This window comes from Vibrio superstes (assembly GCF_003569005.1).
Taxonomy (GTDB): domain Bacteria; phylum Pseudomonadota; class Gammaproteobacteria; order Enterobacterales; family Vibrionaceae; genus Vibrio; species Vibrio superstes.
Genome location: NZ_BCUR01000004.1, coordinates 1,198,217 through 1,214,609 on the forward strand (window position 1 = coordinate 1,198,217; position 16,393 = coordinate 1,214,609).

General features: G+C 43.5%; 16 protein-coding genes. 7 read left to right on the top strand and 9 right to left on the bottom strand.

The window, feature by feature from the left end:
• Positions 1-72 precede the first annotated feature (72 nt).
• Positions 73-1,497 (bottom strand): basic amino acid/polyamine antiporter, encoded by a 1,425-nt coding sequence (locus tag D5I41_RS13435; RefSeq protein WP_119010213.1) that lies wholly within the window; start codon positions 1,495-1,497, stop codon positions 73-75.
• A gap of 303 nt (positions 1,498-1,800) precedes the next feature.
• On the opposite strand from D5I41_RS13435, the gene D5I41_RS13440 reads away from it, so the two are divergent.
• Both D5I41_RS13440 and D5I41_RS13445 read left to right on the top strand, forming a co-directional pair.
• The gene (locus D5I41_RS13440) at positions 1,801-2,091 is read left to right on the top strand and encodes a putative quinol monooxygenase (protein ID WP_119010214.1); all 291 of its coding nucleotides are present in this window, start codon (positions 1,801-1,803) and stop codon (positions 2,089-2,091) included.
• A 93-nt stretch (positions 2,092-2,184) separates the two neighbouring features.
• On the top strand, positions 2,185-2,967 hold the full coding sequence (locus tag D5I41_RS13445; protein WP_119010215.1) for an esterase/lipase family protein: 783 nt from the start codon (positions 2,185-2,187) through the stop codon (positions 2,965-2,967).
• A gap of 72 nt (positions 2,968-3,039) precedes the next feature.
• Here the strand turns inward: D5I41_RS13445 and D5I41_RS13450 are convergent, their stop codons facing one another.
• A complete protein-coding gene (locus D5I41_RS13450; protein WP_017030858.1) occupies positions 3,040-3,696 on the bottom strand; it encodes an NAD(P)H-dependent oxidoreductase in 657 nt (218 codons plus the stop codon).
• A 307-nt stretch (positions 3,697-4,003) separates the two neighbouring features.
• Here D5I41_RS13450 and D5I41_RS13455 point away from each other — a divergent pair, with 307 nt between their 5' ends.
• Positions 4,004-4,234, top strand: coding sequence for a glutaredoxin family protein (locus tag D5I41_RS13455; RefSeq protein ID WP_119010216.1), 231 nt, complete (start codon positions 4,004-4,006; stop codon positions 4,232-4,234).
• Between the two features lie 59 nt (positions 4,235-4,293).
• Here the strand turns inward: D5I41_RS13455 and cspD are convergent, their stop codons facing one another.
• Positions 4,294-4,515 carry a cold shock domain-containing protein CspD gene (gene cspD / locus D5I41_RS13460; RefSeq protein ID WP_017030343.1) on the bottom strand — a complete coding sequence of 74 codons (222 nt, stop codon included), beginning with the start codon at positions 4,513-4,515 and terminating at the stop codon, positions 4,294-4,296.
• Between the two features lie 443 nt (positions 4,516-4,958).
• Between cspD and clpS the strand changes: the two genes are divergently transcribed.
• Both clpS and clpA read left to right on the top strand, forming a co-directional pair.
• A complete protein-coding gene (clpS, locus tag D5I41_RS13465) occupies positions 4,959-5,279 on the top strand; it encodes an ATP-dependent Clp protease adapter ClpS (RefSeq protein ID WP_017030856.1) in 321 nt (106 codons plus the stop codon).
• A 57-nt stretch (positions 5,280-5,336) separates the two neighbouring features.
• Positions 5,337-7,601 (top strand): ATP-dependent Clp protease ATP-binding subunit ClpA, encoded by a 2,265-nt coding sequence (clpA, locus tag D5I41_RS13470; RefSeq protein ID WP_119010217.1) that lies wholly within the window; start codon positions 5,337-5,339, stop codon positions 7,599-7,601.
• Positions 7,602-7,748: 147 nt separating this feature from the next.
• Here clpA and infA read toward each other — a convergent pair whose 3' ends face one another.
• The 6 genes from infA to D5I41_RS13500 all read right to left on the bottom strand — a co-directional run bounded on the left by infA (position 7,749) and on the right by D5I41_RS13500 (position 14,048).
• Positions 7,749-7,967, bottom strand: coding sequence for a translation initiation factor IF-1 (gene infA, locus D5I41_RS13475; protein ID WP_001040192.1), 219 nt, complete (start codon positions 7,965-7,967; stop codon positions 7,749-7,751).
• A gap of 70 nt (positions 7,968-8,037) precedes the next feature.
• The gene (locus D5I41_RS13480; protein WP_119010218.1) at positions 8,038-8,736 is read right to left on the bottom strand and encodes an arginyltransferase; all 699 of its coding nucleotides are present in this window, start codon (positions 8,734-8,736) and stop codon (positions 8,038-8,040) included.
• A 43-nt stretch (positions 8,737-8,779) separates the two neighbouring features.
• A complete protein-coding gene (gene aat, locus D5I41_RS13485; protein ID WP_119010219.1) occupies positions 8,780-9,487 on the bottom strand; it encodes a leucyl/phenylalanyl-tRNA--protein transferase in 708 nt (235 codons plus the stop codon).
• A gap of 311 nt (positions 9,488-9,798) precedes the next feature.
• Positions 9,799-12,177 (bottom strand): FN3 domain-containing metallophosphoesterase family protein, encoded by a 2,379-nt coding sequence (locus D5I41_RS13490; RefSeq protein WP_119010220.1) that lies wholly within the window; start codon positions 12,175-12,177, stop codon positions 9,799-9,801.
• 19 nt (positions 12,178-12,196) lie between these two features.
• Positions 12,197-13,204 (bottom strand): HupE/UreJ family protein, encoded by a 1,008-nt coding sequence (locus tag D5I41_RS13495; protein ID WP_119010221.1) that lies wholly within the window; start codon positions 13,202-13,204, stop codon positions 12,197-12,199.
• Positions 13,197-14,048 (bottom strand): peptidylprolyl isomerase, encoded by an 852-nt coding sequence (locus D5I41_RS13500; RefSeq protein WP_119010222.1) that lies wholly within the window; start codon positions 14,046-14,048, stop codon positions 13,197-13,199. The genes D5I41_RS13495 and D5I41_RS13500 overlap by 8 nt, the downstream gene beginning before the upstream one ends.
• Positions 14,049-14,284: 236 nt before the next feature.
• Here D5I41_RS13500 and D5I41_RS13505 point away from each other — a divergent pair, with 236 nt between their 5' ends.
• Positions 14,285-14,860 (top strand): HupE/UreJ family protein, encoded by a 576-nt coding sequence (locus D5I41_RS13505; protein WP_119010223.1) that lies wholly within the window; start codon positions 14,285-14,287, stop codon positions 14,858-14,860.
• Positions 14,857-16,386, top strand: coding sequence for an ABC transporter substrate-binding protein (locus D5I41_RS13510; RefSeq protein WP_119010224.1), 1,530 nt, complete (start codon positions 14,857-14,859; stop codon positions 16,384-16,386). Before D5I41_RS13505 ends, D5I41_RS13510 begins: the two co-directional genes overlap by 4 nt.
• Positions 16,387-16,393: the final 7 nt, after the last annotated feature.

Consider the following 16,393-nt stretch of genomic DNA (forward strand, 5'->3'; position numbering starts at 1 on the left):
TTTAATATATAGCAAAAGCCCGAGCTAAGTGATTAGCTCGGGCTTTTTTATGCATTGAGATTTGTTTAACGGTTATGCGTGAAGATAACCGGTGAACATCAGATAAACAGAAAGTGCGGCTAGCGCTATCAATGTTCGCTCTATCCAAGTATCCACTAATGAATACACCTTCTCGCCTGCCTTTATTCGCGAGGCGTGCGTGTATCGGAAAAACGGGATACCTATGGTGTACAAAATAGTCGCCATCAACTGATATTCAAGTCCTGCCGCGGTAATTAGCCAAGCGCAAAACAACGCCGCGCTGGTGGCCAAAGCAATGTGGCCGTAATTACGCTTTTCTAAACCAAGGGACTTAGGATTTAGCGAGATCTTAAGAAGGAACAGACAGCTGAGTAGGTAGCAAGGTAGAACCATTACCGATGCGATGTTAATCGCTGCCAGATAGACATTCTCAAACATCACTACCAGTAAGACGCACAACTGCATGAACAATGTAGAGACATTCAATGCATTGATTGGCGCCTCATTTTTATTGGTGCGACTGAAGAAGCGCGGGAACTCACCCACTTTACCTGCTTCATAGGGCACTTCAGCGACCAACATCGTCCATGCCACAAGAGCACCGAATACTGAAACCAACACACAGATGTTGACCAGTACACGTCCGTAAGGGCCAATGGCTGCTTCTAACAGAGACGCTGCTGATGGGTTTGCCAATTGTGACAACTCTTGCTGAGGCAAGATGCCAAAGGCCAATATAGAGATCAGGCTGTACATGCTAATAGCGACTAAAAAGCCAATGAGGGTTGCTTTACCGACATCCGATTTCTTTTTCGCCCTGCCAGATAATACTACTGCGCCTTCAATACCCACAAAACACCAAAGTGTGACCATCATAGTGCTCTGGATTTGAGTGACTACTGAGCCGAGTTGCTGCTCTTCTCCCCATACATCTAGGGATAAGTTTGCGGGCTCAAAGCTGTACATAATGATCGCAATAATAATGATCAAGCCGATCAGCTTACCTACCGTTGAGATAAGGTTGATAAAAGATGAGCTGGCGGTGCCTCGCAGTGCTATGGCGTTCATGCCCCAGAGTAATGCTGAGCAAAGGAATACGGTTTCAATGCCGTGTTGAAGCAATACAGGGAAGAACAAGCCCAAAGAGTCATTGATCATAACGGCAAGGGCGACGTTACCCATACAGGTCATTAACCAATAGCCCCAAGCTGAATGGAAGCCGATGTATTCGCCAAAGCCTGCTTTCGCGTATGAGAAAATACCCGAATTTAGGTTAGGTTTTTGTTCGGCAAGTACTCTAAAGGTTTGCACCAAAAGAAGCATGCCGATACCTGTGATCAACCAAGCTAGGGATACGGCACCGATGGAGGCTTGTTCGGCCATGTTTTGCGGAATACTGAAGATACCGCTACCGATCATTGAGCCAAATACGATGGCGATTAAGCCAACTAAGCCTACGGAATTCTTATTACTCATTGCGTGCTCTAAACTGCTTCAGTGGTCGTCAAAAAGTGCGATGACCAAATTATGTGAAGTGAAATGATGAGTTGTGTGTTATTTGACCACCCTCATCACAAGGGGGAGGGATTATACTGACTGGTGTGCTGAATAAGTAGAGTTAATCGTAACGAGAGATTAAAACTATAATTTCACGGATGATCGGTGTTCTTTAAGGGAAATGAGGCCGATACTTAGAGTTGAGTTTTCGCCGTCATATTATTATGCAGATAACTCATTGAAAGACACATTTTTTTACAAAATAGAATCAGGGATTTAAGAATGACAAAGCTAACCATAGTAGCCAATATCGTAGCCAAACAAGACAAAATTGAGTTGGTGAAATCAGAACTGCAAAACCTTATCGATACCACGCGCGCTGAACAAGGCTGTGTGAACTACGACCTACATCAAGATAATGATAATCCAGCACATTTTCTGTTCTTTGAGAACTGGGAAACACGTGACCTATGGCGCAAGCACATGGAAAACGATCACCTAGCGGCTTATATTGCGGCAACAGAAGGGGCAGTAGAGTCTTTCGTTGTGCATGAAATGACGCAGATAGGCTAGCCTGAATATCGGTTTTATTTTGCACAAAATTGGGTGAGTGTTTGATTCCTGTTTGATATTCTAGTGATAGAAGAAATAGGAGTCATTGAGTCTATGAGAAAGAGCCTGATCACAGTAGTTTTTGGTGTATTAGTTACGGGTTGTAGCCAATCTGAAGCCCCCAAAGAGATCAGCGATTATAATTCCCACAAGAACCAGCAGGTGATTATCGTTCACGGCCTTGCTCGCAGTGCATCTTCCATGGAGGAGATGTCGGATAGAGTAAAAGAGCATGGCTATCAAGTGTGCGTGGTGGATTACCCAACTGTGGGCAGAGAGCTTGACTACACATTACGTAAAAGCGGTATGCAGATAGATGAGTGCGTATATCAGTTTGATCGCGAGTTGTCTCAGGCTAGTGGTAGTAAAATACACTTTGTTGGGCACTCTCTAGGTGGGTTGGTTATTCGAGATTACCTTGCCAAAAAGCCAGCAATGACGTATTCGCAACATCTAGGTGAGGTGGTGTTTTTAGGCACCCCTAATCATGGTAGCGACGTGGCGGATTTTTTCTCTAGCCTTTGGCTGCTGCCACTTGCTGGTGGTACGGCGGCCTCATTAACCACTGATCCGCAAAGCTTACCTAATTCATTGCCACAACCTAATTATCCGTTTGGAGTAATCGCAGGGACGGATACTTACCCGGTTTTAAGGCATGTGTTCGAGAATTCGAACGATGGCCTAGTGTCGGTTGAATCAGCGCAATTAGAGGGTATGCAAGACTTTATAGCAGTGGACATCAAACACGACAGCTTGAGAAGCGACCCTATGGTGACCGAGCTTGTTCTTAACTACCTAAGCAATCGACGCTTTGCGGTTGCAGAAACAGCGCAATAATACCAATCGTCGTAAATAACGGCTGACTCATTCAGACATTGAGTCAGCCGTTTTTGTAATTAGCGTTAGGCACTAAAGAACCTTGACGACTTTATCTAGGTCTAGGCGAGACTTAGGAAGATTGGCATTGTAATCTTCTTCTTTATGGTGATAACCAATGGCAAGAGCGACATTACATACATAGCCATCCAGTTCTTCAGCAAAGATGTCACCAATCAGTTCACTGTCCACCCCTTCCATTGTTGTCGAGTCAATCCCAAGCCTTGCAAGAACGTGTAGAGCGTTACCTAGAGCCAGATAGGTTTGCGACTTGGTCCATGTTGAGGTATCACCATTTTCATCGGTATTGAGCTCAACAAAGGCAAATGCGCCAAACGCCGAATCGCGTTGCTCTTTCGGGGTACGACCATCTTCAATACCCTTATCCACTACTTTGGCGTAGTCTTCTTTCGTGTAACGCGGGTTGTGAGCAAACAAGATCACATGAGAAGCGGACTTCACATGAGGTTGGTTAAATTGGTGCTTTATGGCAAACGTATCGTGCATGCGTTGCTTGGCTTCGTCGCTTTCAATGACGATAAATTTCCAAGGCTGTGAATTAATGGATGACGCGGATAGGCGAAGCGCTTCGTAGATCACGTCTAAATCTTGTTGAGGAATACGCTTTGACGCATCGTAGCGTTTTGCCGTGTAACGATTTTCTAGATCAGTGATGATTGGATGAGCCATGGCTGAGTCCTTTAATAGTTGGGTGAGGTAGCAAATGAGTGCGACCAAATAAACTGTGAGTGCTTTGAGTAAATCTAGACTATTTGATCGTGTCACGTGAATAAACCGCAGTTTATGCAAATTACTTTCAAATACTATTTAATAATCCTAATAGCATTATGAATCTATTTATAGATAGCAGGTATCCTAACTGATTGAATATTATGAATATGCTGTATTTGGTCACAAAAATTGGGTATGTAGGATATTTGCGATTCTAGCTGTGATCTCGCATAATCGGCACAAATATCATTGCTAGGTTTAACGCATGAAGAGATTAGTTTTGTATGTAAAGGATAAGTGCCCGCATTGCAAAGATGCTCAGCGCTATCTTGACTCTAAGGGTTATAAATACCGCTTAACCAATGCCAAGATGCAAAGAGGTCGCAAGGAGCTTGATGCTATCGGAGCTAGGTCTTTACCTGTATTGAAGATAGGCGATCAGATCATGATTGGTTGGGATCCGAAGAACTTTGAGCGAATGTACAATAGTAATTAAGCTAGCGACTAAAACGAAAAAAGAGGCTCTAGAGCCTCTTTTTACTTAATGCGGTAACGCTATTTTGCTGCGTCGCTTTCTATTGGTACCACAGCGCTAGCATGGGAGCCCTTAGGCCCATCTTCTACTTCGTAGTTGACAGTTTGACCCGCTTTTAATGTTCTATAACCATCCATCTGGATAGTTGAATAGTGAGCGAACACATCGCCTTCTTCTCCTTCTGGGCAAATAAACCCAAACCCTTTGGCGTTGTTAAACCACTTAACTGTACCTGTTGCCATGCTTTACATCCTTATGCATTTATTACTTGTTGTGCGCTGTGTCGCAATAGTCTGAATGATCAAATTACTTCAGTTAAACCAACTTCATCAGCCTACTTTGTTTGAATAGAAAACCTCAAATGATGATTTTCTAATCAGACAATAGAATAATGTAGACAAAGAATCATCATCGTCAATACATTTCATTCGATTATTTAACAGAATAATAACTATTGCTTTGAGATTAAACAACGCGGATCACTCAATATGTGGTGTAAGGTCAAGGTATGAGCAACATGTTGCAATAAACAGCGGGTTTTGCGCTGAAAGTAGGCTAAAAAACGCTCGTCCGATACTGATAGCAATCTTTTATTTGCAGGGATACAATTGCTCTATTAGTCTCTAAAGTAGCTGGAAAAAATTCTGCTACAAGAGTGATTGTTTTTTCTACTAAAGACGTAAAAATGAGTAAATTTTTTGAATGGGTGACTCCAGACTCAGACTTGCTGGAGAAAGAAAAAACCGAGGTAAAACCACCACCTATGTATCACGTTATTCTTAATAACGATGATTACACCCCTATGGATTTCGTTATTGAGATTCTTGAGCGCTTCTTTGGTATGGATGCCGACAAAGCGACTCAGACCATGCTTCAGGTGCATTACCAGGGGAAAGCACGTTGTGGAACGTACACAGCTGAAGTCGCAGAAACAAAGGTTGCTCAGGTTACAATGTATTCTGAACAACAAGAGCATCCTTTGTTGTGCACCATGGAAAGAGCATAACCACATCGCTGTCGAACAGGACTAAGTGGTTGTTTTTGAAGTTTTGGGGAGGCCTGTATGCTTAACAAGGAATTAGAAACGAGTTTGAATGGCGCTTTTTCTCAAGCGCGAGATAAACGGCACGAGTTTATGACGGTAGAGCATCTACTGTTGGCGCTTCTGGACAACCAATCTGCTCAAGAAGCTCTCAAGGCTTGCGGAGCAAACATTGACACAATTCGTCAAGAGCTTGATACCTTTATTGAACAAACCACTCCACTGATTGCCGTTGATGATGCGACGCGCGAGACTCAGCCAACCCTGAGCTTCCAGCGAGTATTGCAACGTGCGGTTTTCCATGTGCAATCTTCTGGCCGTAATGAGGTATCTGGTGCCAACGTACTGGTCGCTATCTTTAGTGAGCAAGAGTCTCACGCCGCCTATCTTCTGAAAAAGAACGATGTGAGTCGATTAGACATCGTCAACTTCATCTCTCACGGAATCACGAAAACACAAAAAGATGAGCCATCGGAACTGTTTGGCAGTGCAGAGACCACAGAAGAAGTCGCGCAAGAAGACCAGTTAGAAAATTTTGCAACCAATCTGAATATCGTAGCTCGCAATGGTCACATTGACCCGCTTATTGGTCGCGACCAAGAGCTGGAGCGCACTATTCAAGTGTTGTGTCGTCGTCGTAAGAACAATCCTCTATTGGTCGGTGAAGCCGGGGTGGGTAAAACCGCGATTGCTGAAGGCCTAGCGTGGAGAATTGTTGAGGGTGACGTGCCAGAGGTTATTGCCAACTCTGTTATTTACTCCCTAGATATTGGTTCACTGCTTGCGGGCACCAAATATCGTGGTGATTTTGAGAAGCGCTTCAAGAACATCCTCAAACAACTTGAGAAAGAAGATGACGCTATTCTGTTCATTGATGAGATTCATACCATCATTGGTGCAGGCGCAGCATCAGGTGGCCAAGTTGATGCTGCTAACTTAATCAAACCACTGCTAAGCAGTGGAAAGTTGCGCTGTATTGGTTCTACGACTTATCAAGAATACAGTACCATCTTTGAAAAAGAGCGCGCGCTATCTCGCCGCTTCCAGAAGATTGATGTGGTTGAGCCTTCTCTAGATGATACGACTAAGATCCTAATGGGTCTTAAATCGAAATACGAAGAGCACCATGAGGTTCGCTATACCAATAAAGCCCTTCGTGCTGCGGTAGAGCTTTCTGCTAAATACATTAACGAACGTCATTTACCTGACAAAGCTATCGACGTGATTGATGAGGCGGGTGCGAAGAGTCGCCTAGTGCCTAGCAGTCGTCGTAAGAAGACAGTAGGGGTGGGCGATATCGAAGCTATGGTTGCCAAGATGGCGCGTATTCCTGAGAAGTCGGTCTCTTCTTCAGATAAAGACATTCTTCAGAATCTAGATAAGAAAATGAAGATGTTGGTGTTTGGGCAAGATGAGGCTATCGATGTACTGAGTGAGTCTATCAAATTGTCTCGTGCTGGTTTAGGCGCAGAGAATAAGCCAGTGGGTTCTTTCTTGTTTGCAGGCCCTACAGGGGTGGGTAAAACCGAGGTGACAGCACAGCTTGCTAAACTGATGGGTATTGAACTGCTTCGCTTTGATATGTCTGAATATGGTGAGCGTCACTCTATCAGCCGATTGATTGGTGCACCTCCAGGTTACGTTGGCTATGACCAAGGTGGTTTGTTAACGGATGCCGTGATTAAACAGCCTCACTCTGTGGTTCTTCTTGATGAGATTGAGAAAGCACACCCAGATATCTTTAACTTGCTTCTGCAAGTGATGGATAACGGTACGCTAACAGACAATAACGGCCGTAAAGCCGACTTCCGCAATATCATCTTAGTCATGACCACTAACGCCGGTGTGGTGGAGACTGAGAAGCAATCAATAGGCCTGATCCAACAAGATCATGCACCTGATGCGATGGCTATTATTAAGCGTGTATTTACTCCAGAGTTCCGTAACCGCTTAGACAACATCATCTGGTTCAACAGCCTAGATGAAGAAGTTATCCATCAAGTTGTCGATAAGTTCATTGTTGAACTTCAGGCTCAGCTTGATACTCGTGGTGTGTCTCTTGAGGTTGCAGATAGCGCTCGTGAATGGCTAGCTGTGAAGGGCTATGATAAGTCGATGGGTGCAAGACCTATGTCTCGAGCAATTCAAGAGAACCTGAAGAAGCCACTGGCCAATGAGTTGTTATTCGGTGTGTTGGTGAATGGCGGTACTGTGACCGTTGATCTTAAGAATGACGAGTTGCAATTCCACTATGCGAATACAGAGGAAGAAGCGGTTCATCATTAATGGATTCATAATGAGTGAGTAGAACGTTGGGCTCTGAAGGGGCCTAACGCTAAGCCCACTGAGATGACTTAGATTAGAACATTAATCTTCAGCCAACAAAAAACGGAGCCTTAGGCTCCGTTTTTTTATGCATAGTTAATAGAGATATTAACGAGCACGGAAGACGATGCGGCCTTTACTTAGGTCGTATGGAGTCATCTCTACAGTCACCTTATCGCCAGTTAGGATACGGATGTAGTTTTTGCGCATCTTACCAGAGATATGTGCAGTCACAACGTGACCGTTTTCTAGTTCTACACGGAACATAGTGTTTGGCAGAGTGTCCAGGACAGTGCCTTGCATCTCAATTACGTCTTCTTTAGCCATTTAATCCTCGAATCAGAATAAGGGTAATCTTGGTAACTCATTTAGTTACCTATTCACATTGGGCGATATTCTACCCTTGCCACCGGTGATTTACTAGCTTTTGATGCGAATCAAATCGGACTTTATAGTTCATGGCTGGGCATTCATCAATTTGATAGCCCAGATAGAGCCACTTTTTACCTTGTGAACGGGTGTATTGGATCTGATAGAGCACAGACAGTGTACCCAATGAAATAGGGTGGTCCGGGTCATAAAAGGTATAAAAAGCACTGTTTGCACTATTCACTTGATCAGTAACCGCGACCGACACCAATTGATCTTGATAATAAATCTGCAAAAAGGTGGTTGGAATCGTTTTTGAGCGGATGAATTTGGCAAAGTCATCACGTTTTGGAGGGTACATACTGCCCTCAAAGTGCCGAGCTTCGATATATTTCTCGTAAACTTCAAACCAATTGGGGTTAATTTGCGTGGTAACTTCCCAAGTATATTGTTTACCTTTATTGAGCAAACGCCTTTGGCTTTTGGATGGTTTACAGTGCTCAACGTCGATTCGAATGGCGATACATTTACTGCACCCTTCACAATGGGGGCGATAAATCGTGTCTCCACTGCGCCTGAACCCATTTGCTAACAACAACTCATAGCCTTGTAAGCTTTGCAGTTCATTGTCCAGTGCAATCGCGACACGCTCTTGCTTGTCCTTCAAATAGCTGCATTGATGGCTTTGGGTGAAACCCACTCGAATTTGTTGTAACTCTGGATTCATTTACGGATAGATTCCTTTTCGGTGTTAGCTGTCTAGATAAACGTTATGAAGTGCATAGTTGCTGACTGTCGTAGCAACCTGCCGTCATCGATGCATCTCTACTCTCTAAAAGATAGTCTTGAAAGGTGGTTCTTGGTATCTCAATTGCGCCTAAAGAGGCCAAATGCGGGTTCATGATCTGACAATCTATTAGTTTCCCTCCATGGCTGATGAAGTGTTGGCAAAAATACCACAGTGCTATTTTTGAAGCGTTGGGCTTAACACTGACCATAGACTCTCCGCAGAATACCTGACCCACAGAGACGCCGTACAGACCGCCAATCAGGTCATCGCCATCCCATACTTCAACAGAGTGGCAATGCCCGCTTCGAGCAAACGCTTTATAGGCGGCAAGCATCTCTTCAGTGATCCAAGTTTCTTGATCAGGGCGAGTATCGGCACACAGCTGTATCAGTTGCTCCGTTGCTTGGTTTATCGTGACTTGGTATTGATGCTTACGCTGGAACTTTATTAAGCTTTTAGCTGGCTTAAATGTGTCAGGTACAAATACCGCTCTTGGAGAGGGGCTCCACCATAATATCGGTTCACCATAGCTGTACCATGGGAATATACCTTGACGATAAGCGCTACGCAGTCGCTCAACAGAGAGATCTCCACCAAATGCGAGTAAGCCATTGGGCTCAGCAAGTGCAAGCTTTGGGTCTGGGAATTGAGTGTCGCTATGACTAAGCTCAGGAAGATAGATGGTCATTTAGTAATGATAGTTTTTTACTGTTGCATCCATTTTTATCACAAGCTGGATATCAAAGGAACATACAGAGTGGGTTGTGGTGTGATTACGGTCTTTGAGTACAAGATAAAACTAAAAGATAGGGGGATCTTGCACGAGTAATTGAAAGAGGACTCTCAGGAATAATTCTAAGTGAAATGAGCCAAACTGAGATTTATTCATGGCTAATATTATAAGTTAGAAGAGATCAGAGGTTGTTTTGGTAAAGAAAAAGCCCACCTGCTTAGCAGATGAGCTTCAATTAAGCCTAATTGGAAACAGCGATTGCTCGGTTACAACTCAGGCATCGACAAGATAAGCTCTACGTCATCGAACTGTGAGTCGGTATCTGTTCCAGCCTTGTGCTCGGATTCCATCACAATGCGTACGTAGTGAGTGCCGGTTGGAGCAAGCTCCGCGCCCATGTACTTAGTTAGCTTCTTAGAAGAATTGGCCTTGATGTCTTCCGTTTTACTGATCAGCTCTTGATCTTCATCTAGGAACTCTACATACATCCAAATCGGGTCATCGTTGGCGCTACCCCAGTTCATCATGTAAGAAGAGTAGGTAGCGTATAGTGGTTCCGAACCTGTGTAACCCGCTAGTTCCTCGATAGCATTCACTGTCTGTGAAGCAACACCACCAAAGCCGTAACCAACACCATTGCAGTTTTCATCGCCTAGGTTACCTAGTTGGAACACTCGCTCTCCATTCGCATCTGGAATACCACAAGCCCCTTTAGGTAGCGAGCGAAGTGCATTCTCAGTTTGCTCTTGCGTCTTAGGGTAGTGATCCCAGCCATCTTCGTTTCCAGCTTCAGCATCGCCATTAATGACCAAGTTATCGGTTGCGACACCCTTATAATCAAGATCTTGAACAGGAGACCAGTCAGACCAGTTTAGGTTGTTATCACGATAACGGACGCGAGCGTAAATAGTGCTTCCAGGAACCGCACTTGATACCGTCTCATAGGAGGTAATATCAACGCCTTTTTGTGTGTCTACGGGGAAGGTATCGAGACGGTCAGCATCACAGAACTCGTTTTTACCTGCATAAGGGTTACACTCATTTACAACGCGATTGCCGTCCTCATCTAGGAAGTCTTCTTCGTTGTACCACCAGTTATATGCGCGGGTGGTATTACCCCAGATGTCATTCACATCTTCGCTAAAGTCCGATGTGCTTGATAACTGCCAGTGCGTCTCGTAGTGCTTAGTCTCAGGTTGACCATCAAATTCGGTAGCTGCTATTGCAATGACACCCGGATCCGTGAAGCCAATATTATTGATCATCGGCTGCGATGGTCCAGTATGAACCTTGTAGACCTGCGTTTCATACACTGGGAACTCGTGTTGGAAACCACGGTAGAAGCTGCCTCCGTTACGACGAGTCATTGTGATTTGTTTGTCACCTTCAGCAGTCATGGTGAAGATGTTATAGCCATTTTCATCATTCGACAGCGCTACGGTATCGTAGTCGTGTTGTGCAAACTCCGCGAAGTGGTCAATACGACCGACAGAAGTGGCGACGTTGAGTGCAACGTGAGGAACATTCTTGTCGTTGCCACGCGTATAGGCGTGTGTGTGACCAAACATGTGGCCCGATAGCTTGCCTGAATTCGCTGAGTACTCGTGCAAGAGATCCACAAACTCACAAGCCTTCCAAGACTCACCAGACAACCACATAGAAGACTTACAAGGGGCGTGAGTAATACCTAGAACGTAGTCGATGTCAGCATCATGAACTGTCTGCTCAAGCTCCTCCTTGGTCCAATCGTATTGGTATTCTTGACCACCATCGGTTTTGACGAAGCTATCAAAGAAGAACATACGTAGATTAAGAAAATCTAAAGAATAGGTGTAGCGCGCCTTGTCCCAACCCATCTGTTCAGGCCAATCTAAGTAGATGTCATAACCTTCAATGTTACCACCGTCGTGTTCATGGTTACCTGGAGTTGGCAGAATAGGGATGTAGGCGGCCAGTTCGTGAGAAGAATTGAAGAAATCACGATACGCTTTGCGCACATTGGTTGCATAGACAAGATCACCTGCAACCATGATGCCAGAGATTAGGTCATTACAACTTGCCACATCACCTAGACACTCATTACGGATGATGCCGTTTTCGTAGATATCACGAAGACCTGTTAAGCCCTCTCCCCAGCGGTCACGATCACTAGCGTGTGTATCCGACATGGCGATAAATGTGTATTCGCTGTTGTTAGCAATATCTGACTCAGTTGGCCAAGTACGGAAGTTGTAGACCTTAGAATCTCCAGCACTTGTGCGGACAAAGTAATCATACTTAGTGTCGCTGTGCAAACCCTCAATACGAGCCAGTTGGACGAGTGACAAACTGTCATACTCTCGGCTTGTACTGATAATAGGTAGGTAAGGGCCACTAGAGCCTTGTTCGCGATAATAAACCACAGAGTCAGCTTCGCTTACGACTTCTGGCTCAAACATAACCGTCATGCCGTCTGTCGCAGGGTGCTGAAGGTAAGGGGTGGCTAGAAAGTCGGCGACAGGCCCCTCTCGGTCATAGACACCCTCTATTGGGTTTTCTGGGATACCTGTTCCAGGGTCGGTTGGTTTATTTGAGTTGCTTGATGAGTTACAGCCGGCAAGCAGCGGCAACGCAATCAATGCGCTATATAAAAGCGACTTTTTCATGTGACTTCCTATTTTTAGATTAAACGAATAGATGAATGCTTCGCGCTTCAAACCACAAGATGAAGCGGTCTAGTACCCAATACATTGCAAGACCACCAGTGAGGTAGATCGAGATTACCTTGGCCTTGTAAATTTCTTTCTTATCAAAGTTGAATTTATTGGAGATGAAAGTAATGCTAATCCATGCAAAGACAATTAATAATTGACCGAACTCAACCCCGATATTGAAAAAAAGGATGCTTGATATATCAATAATATTTGCTGTATTGACTTCGGATAATACAGAGGAAAAACCTACGCCATGCAATAACCCACAGAAAAATGAAACAATTACTGGGTATCTATGGGTTAAGCTGTTTTTATCTCTTGCTATTTCATAGGCAAGCAACAGAACACTCATAGCAACAATTAATTCGATGGGCTCTATAGAAGGCTGTATAATCCCAAGGCTAACAATAAATAGAGTCATTGAATGCGCTATTGTGAAACCAGTAATAGCTTGGACTAACTTTCTATTTGACTTTACTATCATTAATAAGCAGAGAATAAACAATACATGGTCAAACCCACCTAATATATGTTCAAACCCGACGTTCAAATAAAGTAGGTTACTATCTGAGCTGTTTAATTCTTCTGGTATCGTCCATGATAGTTTGTTTGTAATTTCAGTTAGTTCATTTTTTCCGTCGATATCGTAGTAGTTAATCAAGGTTGATATTTGAGGTACGTAGTAGTCAAACTTGATATCTAACGTTTTTCCTAACAGTGATTCTTTGCAATTAATCGTGGATATCAAGGTATTAAAATTAGTACTTTGACACCCTGCTGGAAGCACGAAATAAGGGCTATTTTCTTCTTTATATTCATCAGGCAACCTCAACTCAACGCGATATTGGTTGTTCTCCATGGTGATGACCGAGATAAAGATCGGCTCTAAGCCATGACTGATCGCATGTGTTGCAAACAATGAGGTGAAGGTTGTCAGTACGAATAAAAATAGGCGATGTAAAGACTTTTGATTAGACATCTGACTTTACTCTTAACTGACCAATTAATTCTTGGATTAACACCTGATATCGCTCATCTATTCTCTGTTGATAAAGATCAGAAATAACTTGATCTTTAATCGTCTCAAAATCAGGGGAGGTAGCTGGAATCGTCTCTTTTCTGATCCAGTGATAACCTTTATCTGTGGTATATGGACCAGACCAAGTACCATCTTTTTGGTCTAAGATAGCTGCAGATTGTATTTCACCAAATGAACTGATTAGCCTGTCTGGGTCTGCATTTCTAAAAATTTTCTCAAAATTAACCACATCAGACATGCCAACTAACTGACGCAGAGATAGGGGCTCTTTACTTAGTATTTCACTTAGATTTGGGTTATTATTTTTCTTGTTTACTAATACCAGGTCATAGGTTTCTGACTTGTGATAATTGTGCGTACCATCTTCAAAGAAACGTTTGGCCTCATTAATGCTAGGTAATGGTTTTTCAGCATTGACCATCATCTCAATAATATTCTTAGATTTAGCGGTAATAATTGATTTCAACTCTTCATCGTTCTTATCAAGAGAACGGTTAATAGCAAAATTATAAAGTGCTTCATTAGTAATATACTCACTGATGAGGAGCTCTTTCTTGTCCTCGTCAAGAGTATTAATATACTGATTGATCATGTCGGCATTATCTAGCCCATATTGGACATTAACGAACTTGCGAAGATTGTCTTGGCTGACAACGACCTTATTGGATTGACGATCATAAAATAAGGTGTTGTCTATGATTAATATGCCGATTGAGATGATAAGGAAGATAAACAACGGACTTTTAAAATATCCACCCGTTTTTTTAATTAAAAGTTGAACCATGACTCTATTTCTCTGTCATTTAATAACTGAGCTAGAGGCTAGGCTATATTTATTACTGAATAATTAAGGCGTGTATAGATTTTCTATACCCCCGAGGGATAAATTGTCAGACACTACTGATTGTATATTCATGTAAGAAAATGTTTTTATGGATTAATTTCAGGTCTAGTCCAGAATGAAATGAAAACATAATATTATTGTTTTATCGTATCCTCGATTTAAATAGGGACACGACAATGAGAATTCTCATATTACTTTCATCATTTTTTTCTTGTTCTGTATTGGCTCATAGTGCGGAATCCACTGCAGAATTTTTGCAAGGTATTGCACATCCCATGAGCGGTATGGATCACTTACTCGCCATGCTTGCGGTCGGCGTACTTAGTAGTCGGTTTGGAGGCGCAACCATATGGCAAATACCGGCAGCATTCATTGCCTCTATGCTGGTCGGTTTATACCTTGGAGAGAGTGGGTTCTCATTGCCAAGCTATCAACTAGGAATTGCATTCTCACTGGTACTACTAGGGCTATTTCTTTTAAGACCAGGAACGCCAAGTTTGCTCTTAATACTCATTTCAGTGTTGGTGTTTGGTCTTTTTCATGGTTATGCCCACGGCATTGAAATCGGTGGGTTAATTAATCCAGAGGGGTTCCGTAAGGGGTTCTTTATGGGGTCGGTGATCATTCATGTTGTGGGTGTCATGTTAGGTTTAGTGCCTAGGCAATATAAAGGTTTTCATCAAGTTATGACGTTAAGTGGTGTGGTTTACATCTCGATTGGCCTATTCGGATTCTATGAGGGGTGGGTATGATTAAGAACACTTTGATTGCTGCTATGTTTGGTTTGATTACCTGGCTGTTTTTGGGATATCAAGCCATCGACAAAGAGAACACTCTGGTCATAGGTGGTCCGTTTGAGTTTACTAGCCAAGATCTCTCGAAAGACGGTTACATTTACGCCCGTATGCAGGTGGCTGAATCTTTATTTGAGGTTCAACCCCATGGTGCACTTAAGCCAAAGCTTGCTACGTCTTGGCGTGTGAGTGAGGATGGTTTGCAGTGGACATTCCCGATACGCAGTGATGTTAATTTCCATAATGGAGAGAGACTAACCGCTGACAGCATCATCTTTTCCCTGACTCATGCGATGACCAAACCTGGTGTGCTTAATCAGGTGCCATTTAAACGTGTCTATTCTCACGATAATCAAGTGGTTGTTGAGCTTCTTGAACCCTATCGACCGCTTGTCTCGGTGCTAGCGCATTATTCTGCTGCTATCTTGGCGCCAAGTTCGTTTGATGATGAGGGTAATGTCGTCGACATATTGGGAACTGGCCCTTATCGTGCATCCGTTATCGCCCCTCCACACAAATTGAACGTTCGCAGGTTTGAAGGTTACTGGGGCGCGGTTCCTATGATTGAAGAGGTTCACTATCTCACAGGTCACCGTGCAGAAAGTCGCGCCCTGCAGGCACAAAGTGGCCAAGCGGATCTTATCTATACTTTAGACCCTGCCAGTATTGACCTACTTCAAGCATCTGACAATCTGGATGTTCACAGTGAGTCCATTCCAAGAACCGTGTTGCTTAAATTTAATAATGAACACAGGTTTTTAAACAACAAAGAAACGCGCCAAGCTATTAGCTTGGCGATAGATAGAGAAGGGATTTCGAATCATATAGTACGAGTCCCTGGTTCTGAGGCTTATCAATTATTCCCACCATCACTTGCTGACTGGCACCTTGATTATGAGGATACGCCACAACGTAACCTAGAAAAATCACGACTTCTATTAGAGCAACAGGGATGGAATTTGAACTCTGAACAGATATTAGAACGAGATGGTGAGAGATTCGCGCTCAAGTTAGTGACCTATGCGGACCGTCCTGAGTTGACGGTGATCTCTACCGCCATTCAGGCTCAGTTGCGTGAGTTGGGTATTGATATCGATGTCAGTGTGGACAACTCCAGTGCGATTCCAGCAGGCCACCATGATGGCTCTCTTGAGATTGCATTAGTGGCACGAAACTACGGCACGATTTCAGACCCGCTAGCCATTTTAATGGATGATACCAAGAGCTTTAAAGGCAGTGATTGGGGGCAGATGAATTGGTCGTCTAAGGATCTAGATACAACACTGCACAATATGATGCTCAGTGATGATGAAGGTTATAAGCCTTTAGCCCAAGAGGCAGCCAAGATACTTGCCGATGAAATGCCATTGATACCTGTCGTATTTTATACCCAGCAGGTCTCTATCAACAAGCGTGTACAAAACTTTAAGTTTGACCCGTTTGAGAATAACTATCGAGTATCGGAGATGTATTTTGCTCAGTAAGATCTTA